The organism is Tenacibaculum sp. Mcav3-52 (assembly GCF_022347665.1).
GTDB lineage: Bacteria > Bacteroidota > Bacteroidia > Flavobacteriales > Flavobacteriaceae > Polaribacter > Polaribacter mesophilus.
Genome location: NZ_JAKRGE010000003.1, coordinates 282351 through 306167, shown reverse-complemented (window position 1 = coordinate 306167; position 23817 = coordinate 282351). Strand labels below are relative to the sequence as shown.

General features: G+C 31.5%; 21 protein-coding genes. 13 read left to right on the top strand and 8 right to left on the bottom strand.

Features of this window, described 5'->3' with window-relative positions; translation table 11 throughout:
• Positions 1-41: 41 nt before the first annotated feature.
• The 5 genes from MHM83_RS10515 to nhaA all read left to right on the top strand — a co-directional run bounded on the left by MHM83_RS10515 (position 42) and on the right by nhaA (position 5919).
• The gene (locus MHM83_RS10515; RefSeq protein ID WP_159491127.1) at positions 42-1223 is read left to right on the top strand and encodes a THUMP-like domain-containing protein; all 1182 of its coding nucleotides are present in this window, start codon (positions 42-44) and stop codon (positions 1221-1223) included.
• A 165-nt stretch (positions 1224-1388) separates the two neighbouring features.
• Entirely contained in the window at positions 1389-2192 is an 804-nt protein-coding gene (gene fdhD / locus MHM83_RS10510) for a formate dehydrogenase accessory sulfurtransferase FdhD (RefSeq protein ID WP_239179654.1), read from the top strand.
• 98 nt (positions 2193-2290) lie between these two features.
• Entirely contained in the window at positions 2291-2929 is a 639-nt protein-coding gene (locus MHM83_RS10505; protein WP_239179652.1) for an SPOR domain-containing protein, read from the top strand.
• A gap of 10 nt (positions 2930-2939) precedes the next feature.
• Positions 2940-4463, top strand: a complete 1524-nt coding sequence (locus tag MHM83_RS10500; protein ID WP_239179650.1) for a hypothetical protein — start codon at positions 2940-2942, stop codon at positions 4461-4463.
• A 148-nt stretch (positions 4464-4611) separates the two neighbouring features.
• Entirely contained in the window at positions 4612-5919 is a 1308-nt protein-coding gene (gene nhaA, locus MHM83_RS10495; RefSeq protein ID WP_239179648.1) for a Na+/H+ antiporter NhaA, read from the top strand.
• A gap of 12 nt (positions 5920-5931) precedes the next feature.
• Here nhaA and recG read toward each other — a convergent pair whose 3' ends face one another.
• The gene (gene recG / locus MHM83_RS10490; protein WP_239179646.1) at positions 5932-8043 is read right to left on the bottom strand and encodes an ATP-dependent DNA helicase RecG; all 2112 of its coding nucleotides are present in this window, start codon (positions 8041-8043) and stop codon (positions 5932-5934) included.
• 61 nt (positions 8044-8104) lie between these two features.
• Between recG and MHM83_RS10485 the strand changes: the two genes are divergently transcribed.
• A complete protein-coding gene (locus MHM83_RS10485; RefSeq protein WP_173360928.1) occupies positions 8105-9316 on the top strand; it encodes an RsmB/NOP family class I SAM-dependent RNA methyltransferase in 1212 nt (403 codons plus the stop codon).
• Positions 9317-9623: 307 nt separating this feature from the next.
• Positions 9624-10055 carry a hypothetical protein gene (locus MHM83_RS10480; protein ID WP_239179644.1) on the top strand — a complete coding sequence of 144 codons (432 nt, stop codon included), beginning with the start codon at positions 9624-9626 and terminating at the stop codon, positions 10053-10055.
• Positions 10056-10106: 51 nt separating this feature from the next.
• Here MHM83_RS10480 and MHM83_RS10475 read toward each other — a convergent pair whose 3' ends face one another.
• The 4 genes from MHM83_RS10475 to MHM83_RS10460 are packed head-to-tail and all read right to left on the bottom strand — an operon-like array spanning position 10107 to position 12736.
• Positions 10107-10526, bottom strand: a complete 420-nt coding sequence (locus MHM83_RS10475; RefSeq protein ID WP_370641987.1) for a MaoC family dehydratase — start codon at positions 10524-10526, stop codon at positions 10107-10109.
• 48 nt (positions 10527-10574) lie between these two features.
• The gene (locus MHM83_RS10470; protein WP_047788850.1) at positions 10575-11195 is read right to left on the bottom strand and encodes a trimeric intracellular cation channel family protein; all 621 of its coding nucleotides are present in this window, start codon (positions 11193-11195) and stop codon (positions 10575-10577) included.
• A complete protein-coding gene (locus tag MHM83_RS10465) occupies positions 11196-12314 on the bottom strand; it encodes a DEAD/DEAH box helicase (protein ID WP_239179640.1) in 1119 nt (372 codons plus the stop codon).
• Positions 12315-12349: 35 nt separating this feature from the next.
• Entirely contained in the window at positions 12350-12736 is a 387-nt protein-coding gene (locus tag MHM83_RS10460; protein WP_239179638.1) for an acyl-CoA thioesterase, read from the bottom strand.
• Positions 12737-12825: 89 nt separating this feature from the next.
• Between MHM83_RS10460 and MHM83_RS10455 the strand changes: the two genes are divergently transcribed.
• Positions 12826-14163 (top strand): MATE family efflux transporter, encoded by a 1338-nt coding sequence (locus tag MHM83_RS10455; RefSeq protein ID WP_239179636.1) that lies wholly within the window; start codon positions 12826-12828, stop codon positions 14161-14163.
• Here MHM83_RS10455 and MHM83_RS10450 read toward each other — a convergent pair.
• Both MHM83_RS10450 and ychF read right to left on the bottom strand, forming a co-directional pair.
• A complete protein-coding gene (locus MHM83_RS10450) occupies positions 14160-14834 on the bottom strand; it encodes a DUF2461 domain-containing protein (RefSeq protein ID WP_047788854.1) in 675 nt (224 codons plus the stop codon). The genes MHM83_RS10455 and MHM83_RS10450 overlap by 4 nt on opposite strands.
• Positions 14835-14918: 84 nt before the next feature.
• Complete coding sequence (gene ychF, locus MHM83_RS10445) at positions 14919-16010, bottom strand: redox-regulated ATPase YchF (protein WP_073184091.1); 1092 nt, start codon at positions 16008-16010, stop codon at positions 14919-14921.
• A gap of 180 nt (positions 16011-16190) precedes the next feature.
• Here ychF and MHM83_RS10440 point away from each other — a divergent pair, with 180 nt between their 5' ends.
• Positions 16191-18878: a TonB-dependent receptor gene (locus MHM83_RS10440; protein ID WP_239179634.1), complete on the top strand. Its 2688-nt coding sequence runs from the start codon at positions 16191-16193 to the stop codon at positions 18876-18878.
• Positions 18879-18957: 79 nt separating this feature from the next.
• Here MHM83_RS10440 and MHM83_RS10435 read toward each other — a convergent pair whose 3' ends face one another.
• Positions 18958-19308, bottom strand: coding sequence for a 4Fe-4S dicluster domain-containing protein (locus MHM83_RS10435; RefSeq protein ID WP_047788857.1), 351 nt, complete (start codon positions 19306-19308; stop codon positions 18958-18960).
• Between the two features lie 71 nt (positions 19309-19379).
• Here MHM83_RS10435 and MHM83_RS10430 point away from each other — a divergent pair, with 71 nt between their 5' ends.
• From MHM83_RS10430 to MHM83_RS10415, 4 genes are read left to right on the top strand one after another with little or no spacing between them, the layout of a single operon-like run.
• On the top strand, positions 19380-20441 hold the full coding sequence (locus tag MHM83_RS10430) for an acyl-CoA reductase (RefSeq protein ID WP_239179632.1): 1062 nt from the start codon (positions 19380-19382) through the stop codon (positions 20439-20441).
• Between the two features lie 52 nt (positions 20442-20493).
• The gene (serC, locus tag MHM83_RS10425) at positions 20494-21558 is read left to right on the top strand and encodes a 3-phosphoserine/phosphohydroxythreonine transaminase (RefSeq protein ID WP_047788859.1); all 1065 of its coding nucleotides are present in this window, start codon (positions 20494-20496) and stop codon (positions 21556-21558) included.
• A gap of 43 nt (positions 21559-21601) precedes the next feature.
• On the top strand, positions 21602-22555 hold the full coding sequence (locus MHM83_RS10420; RefSeq protein ID WP_159491153.1) for an NAD(P)-dependent oxidoreductase: 954 nt from the start codon (positions 21602-21604) through the stop codon (positions 22553-22555).
• Positions 22556-22558: 3 nt separating this feature from the next.
• Positions 22559-23797 (top strand): DUF1015 domain-containing protein, encoded by a 1239-nt coding sequence (locus MHM83_RS10415; RefSeq protein WP_239179631.1) that lies wholly within the window; start codon positions 22559-22561, stop codon positions 23795-23797.
• Positions 23798-23817: the final 20 nt, after the last annotated feature.

Sequence of the window (23817 nt, the reverse complement as noted above, 5' to 3'; positions counted from 1 at the left end):
GTATTATTGTAGTAAAAAGCATTTAAAAAAACACTTCTTTTTTGAATAAAAACATTTTAAATACTGAGGTTCAGGATTATATTAACCATAACCTAACATCCAATATAGAGCAATTAATTTTTAAAGGAAGCCCTTTTGAAAAAATCTCTATTCAAGAATTAGCCAACCAAATCATTGCGAAACAAAAATCTGAAAAAAAACTACCTACTTGGTTTCAAACAAAAAACATCTATTATCCTCCTAAACTAAGTATTGAACAAACTTCTTCTGAAATAACTGCTCATTACAAGTCTAAATTAATTAACGGAGAGTCAATAATAGATATTACTGGAGGCTTTGGTGTTGATTGTTATGCTTTTTCAAAACAATTTAAAAATGTTATACATTGCGAGCTAAATGAAAAACTTTCAAAAATTGTTTCATACAATTATAAGCAAATGAAAGTGTCTAACATTGAAACTATAGCTACAAACGGATTAAAATATCTAGAAAATACTTCTGAAAAATTCGATTGTATTTACATTGATCCTTCTCGAAGAAACGAAAAAAAAGGAAAAGTTTTTTTATTGAGTGATTGTATACCAAATATACCTGAAAATTTAGATTTTTTATTTGAAAAGTCGAACACAATTCTTATTAAAAACTCACCAATTTTAGACATTACATCAACTATAAATGAATTGAAATTTGTAAAAGAAATTCATGTTATAGCAGTTAATAATGAGGTAAAAGAGTTACTTTTTTTATTAAAAAAAGATATTAAAGTACCTGTTGATATAAAAACATGTAATATACTGAAAAACAATTATCAAATTTTTAATTTCAGTTTAAAAAACAAAATAAAACCTGAATATTCTCTACCGTTAAAATATCTTTACGAACCTAATGCCGCTATTTTAAAATCAGGAGGATTTAACGAAGTAGCAAATCAACAAAAAATAGGTAAACTACATCAACATTCTCATCTTTATACTTCAGAAAATTTAGTTGAAGATTTCCCCGGAAGAATCTTTAACATCAACAATGTATTTACTTACAATAAAAAAAGAATAAAGAAACAAATAACAGAATCTAAGGCAAACATTACAACACGTAATTTCCCAAAAACTGTAGCTCAAATTAGAAAAGAAACAAAATTAAAAGACGGTGGAAATACTTATTTATTTTTTACCACAAACCTAAACAATGAACTTATAGTTATTGACTGCACGAAAAATGGTTAGTATCCAATACTATTATTCGTAATTTATCGTTTATTTAATTGATAGAAAGCCCCTATCAAAAGGTATGTTTTATTGTTTAGGGGCGATAAAACATACCAAAAGCCTTGATTCTTAATGTCAGGGCTTTTCTTTTTACTTACTTTTTTACATACATTTGCTATCATCATGAAACAGACACAAAGCTACCAATCTATTAAACTTTCTATTGATTCTTTAGAAAAATTTGATGACACTCTTGTAATAGAAGCTCCATTACAAATAAACATTAACAAAGAGCCATACACAGTAGTGATGAGAACTCCTGGAAACGATGAAGAATTAGTAAGAGGCTTATTATATGCTGAAGACATCTACAAAAATAAAGATGGAGTTAAAATAAACATAATAAAAACAGAGAAGGACTTTTCTACAGTTATAAACTTGGAAATTTTAAAAAATAAATTAGGAAAAGGATATTTAAATAAACGTACTCTTTTATCAGTTTCTTCATGCGGAATTTGTGGAAAAAAGGAATTAAAAGATTTAAAAATTAAAGGAAAGTCTTTAAAAAGAAACTCTACCAAAAATATTAAAGATTTAGTTGAAGAAATATATTTTATGTTTCTGGAAATGAATAAAAAGCAATTTTTATTCAGGTCTACAGGAGGTAGTCATGCTTGTGCTATTTTTAACACCAATAAAAAATTATTAACTATAAAAGAAGATATTGGTCGCCATAATGCCGTAGATAAATGTGTTGGTGATTTAATCAATAAAAACAAGCTAAAAGAAGCTAATTATATGTTAGTTAGCGGAAGAGTTTCTTATGAAATAGTTTCTAAAGCTTTTTTAGCTAAAATACCAATAATAATAGCAGTTTCTGCTTGTTCTTCTTTAGCTGTAGATTTTGCAAAAGAATTTGGAATTTTCCTTATTGGTTTTAGTAGAAATAATAAAATGACTGTTTATTCTACCCCTCACGAGTTATAGAAGTTATCAATTAGAAGCTCTATTATACTCTTTAAAACTTATGAATGAAAAAAGATTTGTATTTTAGTGCTTTTAATAATTATTAATCAACCCATATTATGCCTTTTATAGAAGAAGAAAAGTTTAAGTTAATACAAGAAGACTTAGATAATGCTAAATTAAAAAGAGAAGAAGCAGAAAGTGAATTAAGCACTACACAAGAAGAATTGGCTGCTTTAAAAAAGAGTTCTAAAACTCTGCCTATTTTTTTAGGTTTGCTTTTAGGTCTTGCTTTAGGGGCAGCATATTATTTTTATGTAAATGGTGGTGATAGCGCTATTAACAACTTAGACGTTGAGTCTATAAAAAAGAAAGAAGCTTATAGAGTTTTAGACAGCATAAATAGAGCGCAAGCTAGAGCTGCTAGAAATAATGAAGAGTCTTCAGATAACATTAATGACATATCATCAAATATAAACACTGAAACTATTACAAACGAAGTGACAGAAAACATAAATGGAAAAACTATTTATTCTGTACAAATAGGAGTACTTTCTGAAAACAAATACCCTTTATTGTCTTCAGAAGTTATTCCTTCAACAGTTACAACTAATGATGGCTATTTTAAATACTCTTTAGGTTTATATACTACCTTAGATGAAGCTAAAGATTTACAAAAAGAATTAATTAAAATAGGATTTAATGATGCTTTTGTAGCTTCATACATAAACGGTGAACGTCAAAAAATACATAATTAAATAAAATTTAATGCTTAACATTATTTTTAAAAGAGCACTCGTAGTAAGTTTACTAATGAGTGTTCATTTTTTTTACGCGCAAACAAATACCATTCCTGAAAGAAAAACACAGTTTGGTTTTGGTCAAATTGATTTCTTATCAATTAAAATGCCTGAAGGAGAACAAAATATGGACTATACAGGGCTTCACTACAATCTAAAACTAAATGATTGGAGTTATGCTGGAGTTGGTTTATATGGTGCTATTGGAGGTATTAGAGGAGGCTTTTTTACTTTAGGTGTAAATGCTGGAATCCAACAAAAAATAACCGATAACTTTTTTATTGATGCTGGAATTCACTTTGGTGGTGGTGGTGGTGCATCTGCCCCTGATGGTGGAGGAGCTTTTATACTTCCTCATCTTAATTTAGGATATGATTTTAAACACTTTTCTGCAACTGCAGGATACAGTTATGTTGACTTTTTTGATGGTGGCACCATAAATAGTAGCCAGTTTAATGTAGCAATACAAGTACCTCTTTCTTTTGAAACAACAAGTTTTAAAAATAGAGAAAGTAATTTTTCTATAGAAAATTTAAGACAAAGTTCTTGGAATATCTTTAGTAATCGAATTTCATTATTAGTTCACCTAAATAACGCTAAGGTAACCAAAGGTTCTTATGAAGGAAATACAATACGTTTAGCAGGATTTGAATTAAACTCTTATTTTACAGATAATTTTTTCTTTTTTGTTAAAGCTGATGGCGCATATCATGGAATAAAAGCTGGGTATATGGATGTATTTTTGGGTGGCGGATATCATTTATCAATGAATAGAAACCGTACAAATATTTTAGCTAAATTAGGATTAGGAGCCGGTGGTGGTGGTGGAGTAGATACTAAAGGCGGTTTTTTAATTTATCCAGATATCTCTTTAGAACAAAAACTATTCGATAATGTATATGCCTCAATCAATAAAGGATATATGATGAGTCCCGACTCTCATTTTGTTTCTTCTACTTTTGGTCTAGGATTAAAATACTATGTAGATAGAGATGGAATTTTATCAGACGAAAGAGAATTTTCAAGAGGAAAATTTAAAGGTTTTGATGCTATTATTAAACAAGACTTATATGTTAATGCAGCAAGAGATGAAGGACATAATGAAAACATGCATCAAATATCATTACAGTTAAATTTTTTCTTAAATAAATATTTATATGCTGCTGGTCAAACTTCTTTTGCTAATTTTGGTAATGCTGGCGCTTATGCAGAAGGTATAGTAGGGTTAGGAGTGCAAACTAATAGCTTTTTTAAAGAAAGAACAACATTTTTTGCACAGATTCTAGGAGGTGCAGCTGGTGGTGGTGGTATAAGCACAGGACAAGGGTTAATTATTAAACCTAGTATTGGAGTTAATCAAAAACTTACCAATAAGTTAAATTTAAGATTAGGAGCAGGTTATGTAAAATCTAAAGGTGGAAGTTTAAGTAGCACCCAACTAAATTTAGGTATTTCATATAATTTCTCCTTCTTAAGTGTTAAAAAGTTTTAAAATTTAACTTTTCGTTAAAGTTTGATGAATTATCTTCGCTTTCTGAAACAAAAAAATTAATAACCTTACTTTTTACTAAAAAAGTAAGTAACAATCTATATACATAAACATGATAAAAAAAAGAATTATATCTCCACTCCAAAATTTCATGAAAACTGAAAGTGCAAGTGGTATTTTACTCTTAGGAGCTACCTTACTTGCTCTTATTTTAGCAAATTCTCCTTTTAAAGATAGTTACAATGCTTTATGGGAATACAAAATTGGTTTTAAATCAGAACATTTTGAATTGTATAAACCTTTAATTCTTTGGATTAATGACGGATTAATGGCTGTATTTTTCTTTTTAATAGGGTTAGAAATTAAACGAGAGTTTTTAATTGGAGAGTTAAATTCTACCAAAAAATTAGCTTTTCCTCTCTTCGGTGCTCTTGGTGGAATGTTGTTTCCTATTTTATTTTTTGTTTTCTTAAATAAAAGTGCTGATACAGCACATGGTTGGGGGGTACCTATGGCAACAGACATAGCTTTTTCTTTAGCGGTATTAAATACTCTAGGTAAAAGAGTACCTCTTAGTTTAAAAGTATTCCTAACAGCTTTTGCCATTGTAGATGATATAGGAGCTGTTTTAGTTATTGCCTTATTTTATAGTGCTAGTATAAATATAACTTTAATATCTATAGCGTTAGCTTTGTTAGCCTTTTTATATTTTATAGCTTACAGAGGTTTTTACTCAAAATATATAACTTTCTTGTTTGGTACTGTAATTTGGGTTTTATTCCTTAAGGCAGGTATACACCCAACAGTTGCAGGTATATTAATGGCTTTTGCTGTGCCTATTAGACAAAAAGTACATACTCCTGAGTTTATAGCACACTTATCACAAATAATGGATAATATCAAAGGGGCTAAAGTTTCTTCTAAACCTATATTATCGAAAGAACAAGTTGCAGAAATAGATAGTTTAGATCATTGGATAGAAGATTATCAGTCACCTTTACAATTGTTAGAGCATAAACTACATGATATAGTTGCATATGCAGTTATCCCTATTTTTGCTTTAGCTAATGCAGGAGTTTTAATAGATGGTGATGCTAACTTAGACACCTCCTTAATAATAAACATCGCTCTATGTTTAGTTCTTGGAAATAGTATTGGAATTACTACAATAATTACTACCGTTAAAAAACTTAAAATAATTGAGGTTCCTAAAGATATAAATAATAGACATATTATAGGTGTATCGTTTTTAGCAGGAATTGGGTTCACTATGGCTATATTTATTGCTAGTTTGGCTTTTGCTAAAAGTCCAGAGTTCCTAGGGTCTGCTAAAATTGGTGTATTACTAGGTTCTCTTGTATCTGCTATAATAGGATACCTAATATTAAGATACAATAAAAGTGAAAGTGATGTTGATAAAAACGATCAAAACAAAAAAGAAGAATTAAGTACTAGTTAATAGTGCTTAATTCTAACTTATATTACTCCAAATTCCACTTGTTTTTCTAAGCTTTTCATAAGCTTTCAGCAAGCTGGAATTTTTTATTTCTGATAAATTAGGATCTTCATGAAGTAAATTTATGGCAGCTTTACGTGCTACATGTAATATTGGACTATCTTTAACAACATCTGCTATTTTAAGGTTTAACACTCCACTTTGCTGTGTTCCCATAATATTTCCCGGACCACGAAGTTTTAAATCTACTTCAGCAATTTTAAATCCATCTGTAGTTTCTACCATAGTTTGTAATCGAGTTTTTCCGTCAGAAGATAATTTGTAACTCGATAATAAAATACAGTAACTCTGTTCAGCTCCACGTCCTACTCTTCCTCGCAATTGATGTAACTGACTTAATCCAAAACGTTCAGCACTCTCTATAACCATTACTGAAGCATTTGGTACGTTCACTCCTACTTCAATAACCGTAGTTGCTACCATAATTTGCGTATCTCCTTTTGCGAAACGTTCCATTTCATAGTCTTTATCAGCAGGTTTCATTTGACCATGAACAATACTAATTTGATATTTAGGAGAAGGAAATTCTCTAGAAATACTTTCATATCCATCCATTAAGTCTTTGTAATCCATCGCTTCAGATTCTTGGATTAAAGGATATACCACATAAGCTTGTCTCCCTTTAGCAATTTCATCTTTCAAGAACTTAAAAACACCCAAACGATTACTATCATAACGGTGTACAGTTTTAATTTCTTTACGTCCAGGAGGCAATTCATCAATTACGGAAATATCTAAATCACCATACACAGACATAGCCAATGTTCTTGGTATAGGTGTCGCAGTCATCACCAAAATATGAGGAGGAATGGCTCTTCCATCAGATGAACTTTTTTCCCACAACTTTCTTCTCTGTGCTACTCCAAAACGATGTTGCTCATCAATAATAGCAATTCCTAGATTTTTAAACTGTACTTTTTCTTCTAAAATAGCGTGAGTGCCAATCAAAATATGCAAAGAACCATCTAGTAAGCTTTCATGAATTTCTCTACGTTTTTTTGTTTTGGTAGATCCTGTTAATAATTCAACTTTAATATCGGTTTTCTCTAATAATTCTATTATCCCATTATAGTGCTGTGTTGCAAGTATCTCTGTCGGTGCCATAATTGTGGCTTGATAGCCATTATCAATGGCTAACAACATAGTTAATAATGCTACAATCGTTTTCCCAGAACCTACATCACCTTGTAATAATCGATTCATGTGCGCTCCAGACCCTGCATCTTTACGAATTTCTTTCAGTACTCGTTTTTGAGCTCCCGTTAAATCAAAAGGTAAATGATTGTTGTAAAAATTGGTAAACTCTTCTCCTACATACTCAAAAACGAAGCCTTTTAACTTTGATTTTCGGATGAGTTTTTTTTGTAATAATTGCAATTGAATAAAGAATAACTCTTCAAACTTCAATCGATATTGAGCCTTTGTTAATAATTCTTGATTCTTAGGAAAATGAATATTTAATAGTGATTCTTTTTTACCTAAAAACTGATGTTCTTCAATAAAATAAGCTGGAAAAGTTTCTTCAATTTCATTATATGCTTGTTGAAACAAGTTTTGAATCATGGTACGCATAACCTTGTTACTTATTCCTTTCGTGCTTAATTTTTCAGTAGAAGGATATACCGGTTGCATAGCCATTTGTAGCTTGCTTTTGTATTCTTTTACTGTCTCCATTTCTGGGTGTGGCATATTAGGAATACCATTATACCAGTTTAATTTCCCATAAATAACGTACGGAACGTTTACTTTTAAACTATCTTTAATCCATTTTACACCTTTAAACCAAACTAACTCCATAGTACCTGTAGCATCTGAAAAAGTAGCCACTAACCTACTTCCTCTTTTTTGCTTTACGGTTTTTACGCCCGTAATCTTACCTACTATTTGTACTTCAGCAGAGTTTTGTTGCAACTGATTAATCGTATAAAACTGTGTTTTATCAATATATCTAAACGGAAAAAGATGTAATAAATCATTACAAGTTTTAATACCTAACTCGGTAAATAGTAACTCTGCTCTGGCAACACTAATTCCTTTTATATATGTTACGGGGTTGTTTAAATTCATTAAGAACGAAAATACAAAAAGCCATTAAAATCAACTATCTTTGCACTCTTAAATTCATCAAATGAGATTACATAGAAATTTAGTTTTCGCGGTTATTGATAGCTTACGCGATATTTTTAATGAAGATGTGTATGCAGACAAAGCTGTTGAAAAAGCTTTAAAGAGAGATAAACGCTGGGGAGCACGTGATAGAAAGTTTGTTGCTGAAACTATTTATGATGTGGTTCGTTGGAAACGATTATATGCAGAAATAGCAAATGTAAAAGCACCGTATTCTCGTCCTGATTTATGGCGATTATTCGCTGTTTGGTGTGTACTAAAAGGAATTCAGTTACCAGATTGGAATCAAATTGAACCTACTCCTACTAGACGTATTAAAGGAAAATTTGATGAATTATTGAAAATAAGAAAGTTTAGAGAGTCTATTCCTGACTGGATTGATGAAATTGGTGTACAAGAATTAGGTGAAGAGGTTTGGACCAAAGAAATAGCTGCTTTAAACAAACAAGCAGAGGTTATTTTACGTACAAACACTTTAAATACAACCAAAGCTCATTTACAAAAACAGTTAGCTTCTGAAGGAATTGACACTGAATTTATTAAAGGATATGATGATGCTTTAAAATTAGTAGAAAGAGCTAATGTTTTTAAAACAGAGGCCTTTAAAAAAGGCTTTTTTGAAGTGCAAGACGCTTCTTCACAATTAGTAGCTGCTTATTTAGATGTAGAACCAGGCATGAAGGTTGTTGACACTTGTGCTGGTGCTGGTGGTAAAACGTTACACTTAGCTTCTTTAATGAAAAATAAAGGACAAGTTATAGCAATGGATATTTACGAGAGTAAATTGAAAAAACTAAAAGTACGTGCTAGAAGAAACGGGGTTCACAATATTGATACTCGTGTTATTGATTCAACCAAAGTAATTAAAAAATTACAAGGAAAAGCTGATAGGGTATTAATTGATGCTCCATGTTCTGGTTTGGGAGTAATTAGAAGAAACCCTGATAGTAAGTGGAAATTACAACCTGAGTTTTTAGATAAAATTCGTGGTACACAACAAGAAGTATTACAACAATACTCTAAAATGGTAAAGCCAGGTGGGAAAATGGTATATGCCACTTGCTCAGTATTACCTTCAGAAAATCAACAACAAGTTGAGTTCTTTTTAGCTTCTGATGCAGGAAAAGATTTTAAATTTATAAAAGACGAAAAAGTACTATCGCATAAATCTGGTTACGACGGATTTTATATGGCCTTACTAGAAAGAAAGTAAGCTGTATAAATAGAATATATTAAAAAAGGCTCGGGATAATATCTCGAGCCTTTCCTTTCAATCAACTATTAAAAACTAACTAATCACTAAACATTACTTGTTAAGTAATTATATGTTTATGTGACGACTATTTTCTAGTGTTGTTACACTAATTACTAGTCTTTAACATTATTTTATGAAAGCCTTCTACTTACAAGCTAATCACTTTCTTTTTTTACTTATGCACTACTCTTTGATTTACAGTCTGTTTTGGATTTTGAGTTATTTATAACTACATTTAACAATAACTAACTAAAAACTATATTTTATGACAGATTCAAACAAACCCACTACACTTTTTTGGATTATTGGTGTTGCAGCCTTAGTTTGGAATGGACTAGGTGTTATGTCTTACATTGGTCAAGCATATATGACCGATGAAGTCAGAGCCGCTTTACCTGAGGCGGAAAGGGCTTTATACGAAAATATTCCTACTTGGGTTACTGCTGCTTTTGCAATTGCCGTTTTTGGTGGATTAATTGGTAGTGCTTTTTTATTAATGAGAAAAAAGTTAGCAAGACCAATGTTTTTACTTTCACTAATAGCTATCGTAGTTCAAATGTCGTATAACTTATTTATGAGTAGAGCGGCTGAAGTATATGGACCAGGAAGTATTGTAATGCCTATAATGGTAATTGTTATAGGTGTGTTTTTATTGATGTATTCTAAAAAAACAATAGCGAAAGGTTGGTTGTCATAATACTAAGACAATATAAAACTTTAAAAGCTGTCTTTCATAAGGCAGCTTTTTTTATTCAAAAAGAACAAAAATAAATTCGGCAACACAAGCAGGTTTTTCTTGTCCTTTTATTTCTATTGTGCAATCAAAGGTTAGTTTTTTACCATTCTGAAAATCTTCTATTAGTTTAACAGCACTGATTAAACGTAATTCGCTATTTACAGGCACAGGATTAGGAAAACGAACTTTATTCAATCCGTAGTTTAACCCCATAGTTACACTTTTTACTTCAAATTGTTTAGAAATTAACTCCGACAACATAGAAACAGACATAAATCCGTGTGCAATTGTTGTTTTTGTTGGAGAATATTTAGCAGCTTTTTCTTCATCGATGTGAATCCACTGTTTATCTAATGTAGCATTGGCAAAATCATTAATCATTTGTTGAGTTACAGTATACCACTCTCCTACCGGTAACTGTTTTCCTTCTATATTAGAAAATTCTTTTAAATTTTCAAAAAACTAATTTTTTCATATCCTTTATTTACCAAATACATCTTTTTTTATTCGAGGAAGCTCCAATTTATACTGTACAGCAATTGTTCTTACAAGAATAATTATTCCAGCTGAAATAACAAAAAGTACATCTTCATTGATGTTTAAAGGATATAAAAGTAGGTATACAATTCCTCCTGCTAAACAGGCTGACGCATATATTTCTCTATGAAAAATTAACGGAATTTCATTTGTAAGTACATCTCTAATCACTCCTCCCATTACTGCGGAAGACATCCCCATTACTAAAGCTACAAATGGATGTAAATTAAAGTTTATTCCTTTTTGAACACCTAATAACGTAAACACACTTATACCAATAGTATCAAACAAAAACATTGTTCTTCTTAACGGTGCTATTTTACTTCGAAATAAAAAAGTTGCAGCAACAGCTATTAATATTGTCCAGATATAGTTAATATCTCCAATCCAGTTTATAGGATGTGCATTAATAAGTACATCTCTAGTCATTCCACCTCCAACGGCAGTCACAAAAGCTATGATAATGACTCCAAAAACATCAAACTTTTTTCTAATAGCAACTAATGCTCCACTAATAGCAAAGGCAAAAGTTCCAGCAATGTCTATGGCGTAAATTACATCCATTTATATTGATATTTCAGAGAATTTTATTTGTAATGTTCTTTCAACTTCGGCTAAACGATTTCTTTCATTTTGAAGAATTAATGCTAATGAAACTCCTCTTTTTCCTGCTCTTGCTGTTCTTCCGCTTCTGTGTGTATAATATTCTAACTGCTCTGGTAATTGATGATGAATAACAAAAGCTAAGTTTTGAACATCAATTCCTCTGGCTGAAACATCTGTTGACACCAATACTTGTAGGTTTCCATTTTTAAAAGCACGCATTACCTTATCACGTTCTTTTTGTTGCATGTCCCCTTCAAGAGCTTCTACCGAAAACCCATCTTCTTGTAATTCTTTCGTTAGTTTTTGAGCTCCTGCTTTGGTTCTTGAGAAAATGATTCCTCTTTCAGCATGTCTTTTTTCTAAAAACTTAACAATAACATCGGTTTTTTCAGGAATCGTAGTTGTTACAAACTGATGCGTAATGTTGGCATTCACCAATACATTTTTGTTTACTTCAACTTGTTTTGCTGAAGCATTCATGTATTTTTTTATAATACTTCTAATTTCATCTGGCATTGTTGCCGAAAACAACCATGTTTTACGAGTACCAGAAGTATATTTTAAAATACGATTTAACTCTAATTTAAACCCCATACTAAGCATTTCATCTGCCTCATCAAGTACTAAGGTTTTGATATTTTTTAAATCTACATCACCTCTTTCTATTAAATCAATCAAACGTCCTGGAGTTGCTACAATAATATGCGTGGTTCTTTTTAAATTGTTGATTTGGCGCTCTATTTTTTCTCCACCATACACTGCTTCTACAAAAATTTTATCATCAACATATTTTGTAAACTTAAATAGTTGTTTCTTTATCTGTTGTACCAATTCTCTTGTTGGCGATAAAATTAATGCTTGTACATTGTCTTTTGAAGCATCTATTTTATGTAAAATAGGTAGACCATAAGCAGCAGTTTTCCCTGTACCTGTTTGTGCTAATCCTATAAAATCTGAATTATTTTCAAGTAAATAAGGTATAGTTTCTTGTTGTACTTCAGTAGGAGTTGTTATTCCTAACTCTTTCAATCCCTTAACATATTCTTTTCGTACTCCTAATGCGGTAAATGTTGTCATTCTATAAATTTATAAGTGCAAAGATATTGTTTCTTTTACGGTAACAATAAGTTTGTTACTTCTTTCATAATTCTTTTAGGCTTTTTTGTGTTAGCGTCTAACAAACAAAAAGTAGTTTGAGATTTTACTAATAAAGTTTCTCCCTTATACATTTCAAAATGACGTATGGATCTTATCCCTTCTGTTTTTCCAACCCATGTTCTAAGCGTAACTTCATCTCCTAATACGGCTTGATTTTTATAATCAACTTCATGTCTAATAACAAACCACACATAATCGATGTTTTGAACGTTTTTAGAAAGTTCTTTCCAATGAGCATCTGAAATGTTTTGCATCCATTGTACATACACCACATTGTTTACATGGTTGTATTCATCTATTTCTTCTGGAGTTACAATATGTTTTTGTTCAAATAAATTCATAAGACAAACTTACAGGATTGATGTTAATTATTACTTAAATCTAACCTTGTTTTTATTTTCGATGGATAATTCGCGTTAATTTAGTCAGCATGAATACAATCGCCAACGACTTAGGTACAAAAAGTATTAGTCAACTCATTTTAAAACAAGCTATCCCTGCTTCTATTGGAATTTTAGTAATGTCGATTAATATGATTGTTGATACCATTTTTGTAGGAAGATGGATTGGCGTACTCGCTATTGCTGCAATTACCGTGGTATTACCTATTGCTTTTTTAATTTCTTCTATTGGTATGGGAGTTGGAATTGGAGGAAGTTCTATAATTTCTAGAGCCTTAGGAGCTAATAAAGAGGATAAAGCCTTTGAAGTTTTTGGAAATCAAATTTCATTAACTATTGTATTATCTGTTTTATTTGTTCTTTTAGGAACATTTTTTAGTATTCCTATTTTACAACTTTTTGGGGCTAATGGAGATATTATAACTCCTGCTACTGAATATTTTGATGTAATTGTTTGGGGTGTTCCGTTTTTGGCTTTTGCTATGATGGGAAACCCCGTTGTTAGAGCTGTAGGGAAACCTAATTATGCGATGCTTACCATGCTCTTCCCTGCAATTGCTAATATTTTTTTAGATATTATTTTCATTAAGTTTATGAATTTAGGAATGTACGGCGCAGGTTTGGCTACCTCTATTTCGTATGCTGTTAGTGGAGTATTTATTCTTTGGTTTTTTATTTCAAAAAAGACTGAATTAAAAATTATTCCGAAGTATTTTAAATTGAATTTTTCTATTGTAAAAGAGGTTGTGTCTTTAGGAGGAGTAACTATAGTAAGGCAAGGAACCATAAGTATTTTAACTATTATTTTAAACTACTCTCTTTTTAAGTATGGAGGTGAAATTTCAATTGCAGTCTATGGTATTATTAATAGGGTTATGTTATTTGCTTTATTTCCTGTTTTAGGAGTTACGCAAGGTTTTTTACCTATTGCAGGATATAATTATGGAGCCAATAATACAGAAAGAGTAAAGGAAACTATAAATAAATCTATCCTTTTTGGTACGGGAATAGCTGTTTTAATTTTTATTCTGATAATGCTATTTCCAACTGAATTAGTTGGTGTTTTTACAGAAGACGAAAAACTATTAAAACTTACTCCAGATGCATTAATAGTAGCTTTTTTGGCAACACCTGTAATAACCACTCAACTAATTGGATCTGCCTACTTTCAAGCAGCAGGCAAAGCGTTGCCTGCACTACTATTAACACTCTTAAAACAAGGGTTCTTTTTAATTCCTTTAGTGTATATACTTCCTAAATTTTATGGCGTAAATGGTGTTTGGATATCTTTTCCTATAGCAGATGTTTTATCTACTGCACTTACCTATGCTTATTTGAAAAGAGAAGTGAGATTACACCTAAATTAATCTAAAATACTCTCTCCGTTTAAATTTGTAGTTAGCACATCACTCATATAATTAAAAAAAGGACGAAGTGCTTTAAAAGAGTCATCTACTTTTGTTAGAAAATCGGGAGCTAATACTTCTTTGTCTGTAAAACGTTGAATAGCTATATATCCTTTTTTGCGAATCAAATCGATATCTGGATGTTGCTTATCAAATCCTTTAGGAGCTGTTTTAAGCTCATCTCCTTCTAATTTACCTCCAAAATGTTGTACGTAATTCTTTTCTTTTAAAATTTCTCTAATTTCAGAAGCATCTACTTCAAATTCCTTTCGAATACGTAAAAGATCTTCTTTATTAGGCTCCCAGAATCCGCCAGCAACAAAACTATCGCCTGGGGAAATATGTAAATAATACCCTCCCCTTAATGCTGGTTTCTTTCTATGAAAAGAACCTCCAAAATGTGTTTTATATGGTGTTTTATCTTTTGAAAAACGCACATCTCTGTAAATTCTAAATAACTTAAACTTATCTATCTCATCATGCTTGTTTAAATTATCTTGAATGGTTTTGTATACAGCTTTTGCGTTATTTTGAGCTTCTGTGAATCGAGGTTTGTGTTCTGTAAACCATTCGCGATTGTTGTTTTCTTTTAAGTCTTTTAAAAATTGAAATGTTTGTTTTTCTATTTGCATAGTAAATAAGCGATTTAGAATTTCTAAGGTACAAAAAAACTCCACTAGATTTTAGTGGAGTTTAGACTTTATTCTTCAAAAAGATTATACGTTAAATCTAAAGTGCATAATATCACCATCTTTAACGATATACTCCTTTCCTTCTACTCTCATTTTTCCTGCTTCTTTCACTTTAGCTTCACTACCAAATGATACATAATCATCATAACTAATAGTCTCAGCGCGGATAAACCCCTTTTCAAAATCAGTGTGAATAACTCCTGCCGCTTGAGGTGCAGTAGCACCTACAGGAATTGTCCAAGCTCTTACCTCTTTTACACCTGCAGTGAAATAAGTTTGTAAGTTTAATAACTTATAAGCCGAACGAACTAAACGAGAAACTCCCGCTTCTTCTAATCCTATATCAGCTAAGAACATCTGACGCTCTTCGTAATCATCCAACTCTGTAATATCTGCTTCCGTACCTACAGCCAATACAATAACTTCAGCATTTTCGTGTGCTACCGCTTCTTTTACCTTATCAACATAAGCATTTCCTGAAACAGCAGAACCTTCATCAACATTACACACATATAAAACTGGTTTTGCAGTAATGAACTGTAATGGTTTTACAAATTCCTCTTCTTTTTCTGTAAATTCAATAGAGCGAACAGATTTTCCTTCTAATAATGTTTCTTCAACCTTTAATAGAATTTCTAATTCTACTTGCGCCTCCTTATTGCCTGTTTTAGCTGTTCTTTTTACACGCTCCAAACGTTTTTGAACGGTCTCTAAATCTTTTAACTGAAGTTCAATATCGATAGTTTCCTTATCTCTTATAGGATCAACAGAACCATCTACGTGTACTATATTATCGTTATCAAAACAACGCAATACGTGTAAAATAGCATCTGTTTCACGAATGTTTGCCAAGAACTGGTTACCTAAACCTTCTCCTTTACTAGCTCCTTTTACTAAACCAGCAATATCTACAATTTCTACAGTTGCAGGTAAAACTCTTTCAGGGTTTACTAATTCTTCTAGCTTTTCTAAACGAGTATCTGGCACGTTTACTACTCCTAAATTAGGTTCAATGGTACAAAACGGAAAGTTTGCACTCTGCGCTTTTGCGTTAGATAAACAGTTAAATAAGGTTGATTTCCCTACGTTTGGTAATCCTACAATTCCAGCTTTCATTCTATTGTTTTATTGAAATTTTGCGAGTGCAAATATAGTGCTTTGCTTTCTAAATTTTCTAATTATTTAAGATTCATTTAAGTTAGTTTATAGCTCTTTAATTTATGGTTTTAACATTTTTTTAAGACTTAGGTTGATTTTTTACTATTTTTAAGAAATTAACTTAAAAAATATTTTCACATGAAAAAACGTACCCTTCTTATTATTTACCTATTTTTTGGTGGACTTTACTTGTTAAATGCTCAAACATTAATTAGAGGAACAGTAAAAGATATAAATAACGAACCTTTGCCAGGAGCTAACATTGTAGAAAAAGGAACCTCTAATGGTACATCTACAGATTTTAACGGCGAGTTTTCACTTAATGTTAATACAGATGGAACTTTAATAGTTAGTTTTTCAGGTTTTGAAACACAAGAAATTCCTATTAATGGAAAAACTAATTTTAATATTGTTTTAAAAGAAGGTTTAGAATTAGATGAAGTTGTTATCGTAGGATCTAGAAATCCTAAAAGAACAGCTATTGACACACCTGTACCTGTTGATATAATTGATGTAGGAGATTTAGCAACTAAAAATGGTAAAGTAGAAGTAAATGATATATTACAGTATGCAGCTCCGTCATTTAATGCTACTAAGCAATCAGGGTCAGATGGTGCCGACCATATCGTACCTGCTTCCTTAAGAGGTTTAGGTCCAGACCAAACTTTGGTACTTATCAACGGTAAAAGACGCCATCAATCATCACTGGTTAATATTTTTGGAACACGTGGACGCGGAAATTCAGGAACTGATTTAAATGCAATTCCTGCTGCTGCGATTAAAAGAATTGAAGTTCTAAGAGATGGAGCATCTGCTCAGTATGGTTCTGACGCTATTGCAGGAGTTATTAATATTGTTTTAAAAGATAATACCGACGGCGTTTCAGGAAGTATTGGCTATGGAGTTTATAGCACAGCTATAGGAAGTGGATGGGCTGAAGCTACAGGAGAAACTTTATACAATGTTGAAGGAAAAAACAGATTAGATGGAGAAGACAAAAGTTTTGATGGTGGAACTTTTAAACTAGATTTAAACTACGGAGCTAAATTGAATGATAAAGGAGGTTTTGTAAACTTTACTACCGAATTGTTGTCAAAAGAAAGGACGTTGAGACCTGGTTTTTCTTGGCGAAAAGGATATGGTAGCGCTGCTATAGATGGATTCAATTTTATGGTAAATGCTAGTTTACCTGTAAATGACAATACCGAAGTATATGCTTTTGGAGGCAGAAATTATAGAGATACTGATGCGTATGCTTTTTCAAGAGATAGTTTTGATGAAGGCGATAATAGAAGTGTTCCTAGCATACACCCTAATGGATTTACCCCTAGAATTACTTCAAACATCACTGATATATCTGTATCGGCAGGAATTAAACATAAATTAGAAAATGGTTGGGAAATTGACTTTAATAATACGTATGGAGAAAACAAGTTTCATTATTTCATCAAAGACTCAAACAACGCTTCTTTAAAAGATGCTTCACCTACCGATTTTAATGCAGGAGGTCATAGTTTATCACAAAATACTACTGGATTAGATTTTAGTAAGTACTTAGAAGATTTAATGAGTGGAGTTAACCTTGCTTTCGGTTTAGAGTATAGAACAGAAAACTTTATCATTTTTGCTGGTGAAGAAGCTTCTTATGGATTATATGATGATAACGGAGTATTAATGACAAATCCTGCTGTTCAACCAGTAGCTGTTGACAGTAATGGAGATGAACTACCTGGTGGTTCTCAAGGTTTTCCAGGCTATGGACCTGATAATGAAGTAAATCGTTCAAGAAGTAATGTAGGTATCTATTTTGATTCTGAATTTAACTTTACAGAAAAATTCTTAGTAGGCGCAGCTGTTCGTTATGAAGATTACAGTGATTTTGGTAGTACATTTAACTTTAAGTTAGCTTCAAGATTTAAAGCAAGTGATAACTTAACCTTGAGAGGCTCTATTTCCTCAGGTTTCAGAGCACCATCTTTAGCTCAATTATATTATAATTTAAAATTTACCAATATTGTTAATGGGGAATCTTTACCATCATTATTATCTGCAAATAACAGTACTGTAACTAGAGCTTTCGGAATAGAACAATTAAAAGAAGAGACAGCATTCAATGCTAGTTTAGGGTTTACTTATAAAATTGGTGGATTTACAGCTACCATTGATGCATATTCTATTACTGTTGATGATCGCATTATTTTAACAGATAACTTTGATGCTTCTGGATTGAATTTAGGCGTTGATGCAGCACAGTTCTTTGCTAACGGTGTTGATACAAAAACGCAAGGATTAGATATTGTTTTAAACTATAAAAAGTCTTTTGAAGATCATAGAATAGATGTAGGATTGGTAGGAAACTTTAACGATACTAAAATTGAAAAGATAAAGAACGGAAACTTAAACAGATTTACTTTCTTTAGTCCTTTTTCTGAAGCTTATTTAAAAGCGGCAGCTCCAGATCACAAATTCGGTTTAAACCTTGGATATGGATATAAAAAACTAGATGTTGCTTTAAACTTCACTAAATTTAGCGAAGTTCAGTTGCAAGATTTTCAATGGGTAGATACACCAGCAACAACCCAAGCAGAAGCTGATGCCTTATATCCTGTGGCTACTGATGTTTATAAAAGTAAAATTACTACCGATTTAAGTCTAAGCTATGCTTTTACAGATAAAATTACCTTTACGATTGGAGGAAACAATATTTTCAATGTATATCCTACTCCACAGTTTGATGGATGGACTGATCAAGGTGGGTTAGCAGATTCTGTTCAAATGGGATCAGACGGTGCTTACTTTTTTACTAGACTAGGATTTAAACTTTAATAGGTTTTTCATAAAACAAAAAATCCTGAGAATATTCTCAGGATTTTTTTATTTCATATCTCCAAAAATTTGGAGTTTATTAATCGTTATGCATAAAACGTTGTTTAGCTAATAACTCTTCTTCTGTTTCTACATTATCTTCATCAGGAACACAACAATCAACAGGGCAAACAGCAGCACATTGTGGCTCCTCATGAAAACCTTTACATTCTGTACATTTATCTACAACAATGTAATAAATTTCATCCGAAATTGGCTCTTGATCTTCATCCGCATTGGCAGATTTACCGTTTGGTAAAACAATATTTCCTGTTAAATCAGTACCGTCAGCATATTTCCAGTCATCTGCACCTTCGTAAATTGCTGTATTAGGACATTCAGGTTCGCAAGCCCCACAGTTTATACATTCATCAGTTATTATAATTGCCATAATTAATCTCTTTCAGTTTTGTAACTTTGCATTTGCAAAAATAGTTCCAATTTAATTTAGAACCAAAATAAATGGATAGTATAAAAAGTAGAATTAACGCTTTTCATAAACTAGGAGAATTTTTAAGTCAATTTTCTCAAGAAAAAATAGAGAAAAAAGAACATATAGAACATAACGAATTGTTTTTTGATGGATTTAAGCATCAATTAAAAATAGCAGGAGAAAATAACACCTGGTTTACCAGAGAAAACATATTATTCTCTATAGAAAATTGGGCAAAAGCACTTACTTCAGAAAACTTAACTCAATGGATTGCTAACGAAAACTTAGGTGACAACAAACCTAAATTAGTCGCTGTTATCATGGCAGGAAACATTCCGTTAGTAGGCTTTCATGACTTTTTATCAGTTCTAATTTCTGGGCACTCGGTATTAGTTAAACAATCTTCTAACGATAAACATTTATTGCCTTTTTTAGCAAAATATTTAGAATATATTGATCCTGAATTAAAAAGAAAAATCACGTTTACTGAAGAAAAACTAACAGGGTTTGATGCGGTAATAGCTACTGGTAGTAATAATACAGCACGTTATTTTGAATATTACTTTAAAGATAAACCTAGCATTATAAGAAAAAACAGAAACTCTGTTGCGGTTTTAACAGGAAATGAATCGAAAGAACAACTGCAAAATTTAAGCAAAGATGTTTTTCGTTATTTCGGATTAGGTTGTCGTTCTGTTTCAAAAGTATTTGTTCCTAAAGACTATAATTTCGACGCTTTTTTCAATGGAATGTATCAACAACATGAAATCATTAACAATGTTAAATACGCTAATAATTACGATTACAATAAGGCAGTGTATTTAATGAGTGAGTTTGATATTTTAGAAAATGGGTTTTTAATGATTAAAGAAGATGAAAGCTACGCCTCACCTATCGCTTCTGTTTTTTATGAATATTATAACAATACTGATGATTTAAAGATTAAACTGTGGGAAGACAGAGAGCAAATTCAATGTGTTGTAGCTAATAATTTTATTGAAAATGAAATAGCATTCGGACAGACACAACACCCAAAGTTATGGGACTATGCTGACGGTGTAAACACACTAGAATTTTTAGCTAAAATTTAAAAGAGTCTCTATATAAATTTGCACCTTTGTGTAGCAAAACACAACAACACAAATGAAAAAACATAACTTTAGTGCAGGGCCTTGTATTTTACCTGAAGAAGTGCTAAAAAAAGCATCAGAAGCAGTCATTGACTTTAATAATGACAATTTATCTTTAATCGAAATTTCACACAGAAGTCAACCCTTTGTAGATGTAATTGAAAAAGCAAGAAGCTTAGCACTAGAATTATTAGGTCTTGAAAATAAAGGCTACAAAGCATTGTTTTTGCAAGGTGGAGCCAGTATGCAGTTTTTAATGGTTGCTTATAACTTACTAAATAAAAAAGCAGCTTACTTAAATACAGGGACTTGGAGTGATAAAGCAATTAAAGAAGCTAAATTATTTGGCGAATTAGTAGAAGTAGCTTCCTCAAAAGATAAGAACTTCAGTTATATTCCCAAAACATATGAAATTCCTACAGATGTAGACTATTTTCATTGCACAAGTAATAATACCATTTATGGAACACAAATGAAGAGTTTTCCTAAGACTTCTGTTCCAATGATATGTGATATGAGTTCTGATATTTTTTCTCGTCAACTGGATTTTTCAAAATTTGATTTGATTTACGCAGGAGCTCAAAAAAATATGGGACCAGCAGGTACAACTTTAGTGGTTGTAAAAGAAGATATATTAGGTAAAGTTGAACGTCAAATTCCTTCAATGTTAAATTACCAAGTGTTTCTTAACAAAGAAAGTATGTTTAATACACCACCTGTATTTGCAGTATATACCTCTATGTTAACCTTAGAGTGGTTAAAAAACTTAGGAGGTATCGAATTCATTGAAAAAGTGAATGAGAAAAAATCAGCACTGTTGTATAATGAAATAGATAGAAACCCTTTATTTAAAGGAGTCGCTGCCATAGAAGATCGCAGCCATATGAACGCTACTTTTACCTTAGCTGATAAAAATTTACAAACTAAGTTTGATAAAATGTGGCAAGAAGCCAATATTAATGGATTAAGCGGCCATAGAAGTGTTGGTGGTTATCGTGCAAGTATGTACAACGCTTTACCTTTATACAGTGTACAGGCTTTAGTAGATGTAATGCAAGAACTAGAAAGAATAAGTTAGATACAACGTCATTTTTCACAATGACATTTTAATATAAAGAACGATGAAGATATTAGTGAATGATGGAATTTCCACTAGTGGAATACAAGCTTTAGAAAACAAAGGTTTTGAAGTTATAAACACTAAAGTTGCACAAGAGCAATTAGAAAATTACATAAACGATCATGCTATTGATGCTATTACAGTAAGTAATACTACACAAGTGCGACAAGAGTTAATTGATGCTTGCCCAAGCATTAAACTTATTGCTTGTTTAGGAACCGAAATGGACAACATTGATGTTGATTATGCTATTGATAATGGAGTTCATATTGTGAATAGTGAAGATGCTTCAGCTACTTCAATTGCAGAACTAGTATTTGCGCATTTATTTGGAATGGTTCGTTTTTTACACCAGTCAAACCGTGAAATGCCTTTAGAAGGAGATATGCGCTTTAACGCCTTAAAAAAGCAATACTCGCAAGGAACTGAGCTAAGAGGTAAAACATTAGGTATTATTGGGTTTGATACTGTAGGACAAGAAGTTGCAAAAACTGCACTAGCTTTAGGTATGGAAGTGATAGCAACTGATGTAGAAATAGATAATGCAACTATCACAATTCCTTTTTTCGATGGTCAATCAGTAGACTTCTTTATTGAAACGGAAAGTATAGATAACCTATTATCAAAATCAGACTTTATTACACTACATCTTCCTGCTCAAGAGGGATATGTTATAGAAACATCTTTGTTTGACAAAATGAAAAATGGTGTAGGAATTATAAACACTTCTCATGGAGGTATTCTAAATGAAGTTGATTTAGTTAATGCTATTGATAGTGGAAAGGTTAAATATGCAGGATTAGACGTTTTTGAAAGCCAACCAAGACCTGAAATTCAACTATTAATGAACCCTGAAATATCGATGACACCTCATATTGGTGCTTCAACTGTTGAAGCAGAAGATAGAGCTGGAATTGAACTTGCTAACAAAATCATCGAATTACTAAGCGAATAATCTATGGCAATTGTAAAACCATTTAAAGCTGTTAGAGCCACCAGAGATAAAGTTGCTTTAGTATCTTCTAAATCGTATGAAATTTATACTCCTGCGGAAATTGGAGCTAAACTCGATTTTAATCCATATACTTTTTTGCATGTAATTAATCCTGGATATAAATACCATAAACAAGATGTAACTGGAGAACAACGCTTTAAATTGGTACACAATCGTTACTTAGAATTCAAAGAAAATGAAGTTTTTAAGCAAGATGAAACTCCTGCTTATTACATATATCAAAAAATAACTCCAAATGATAATTTCTGTGGAATAATCGCAGCAACCTCTGTAGAAGATTATCATAATGAAGTAATAAAAAAGCACGAAGACACTTTAAAAGAACGTGAGTTACTATTTGAAAACTACTTAAAAAATACAGGTTTCAATGCAGAACCAGTACTACTCACCTACCCTGACAATGATGTAATTAATGTTATTATAAAAAAATATCAGGAAGAAAGAGCCGAATACGAGTTTTCTACATCTGATAGGGATTTACATTTTTTATGGGTAATAAACGAAGAGAAAGATGTAGAGCAAATAGCCAAAGCTTTTAAAGAAGTTAACACCCTATATATTGCTGATGGACATCATCGTTCAACATCTTCATGTTTATTGGCACAAAATTTAGCAGAGAATAATCCAAAACATACAGGTAAAGAAGACTATAATTTTTTCATGAGTTACCTATTACCTGAAAGTCAGGTAAAAATTTATGAATTCAATAGATTTATAAGAGATTTAAACGGGTTAACTCCAGAGGAGCTTTTAATAGAATTAGATACTCATTTTAGAATTGAGAATCGTGGACAGGAATTATATAAACCTAAAGAAAAACACCATTTTAGCATGTATTTAAATGGTGAATTTTATGCTTTGTATTTACGTAAATCAGCTTATGAATTTACTGATTGTTTAAGTGAATTAGATGCTTATATTTTATATACAACCGTATTAGAACCTATTTTAGGAATTGAGGATATTAGAAACGCTTCTAAAATTGTATATTCTCAAGACAAATCTGACGGGTTAGAATTAAAAACAAAGGTTGACAGTGGTGAGTTTAAAGTTTCTTTTGGAATGTTACCTACCAATATTCAAGAACTAAAAACTATTGTTGATACTGGCTTAATGATGCCACCGAAAACAACCTACATAGAACCTAAGTTAAGAAGTGCTTTAACTATTTACGAGTTTTAGTATAAAGTCTGATAAACAAT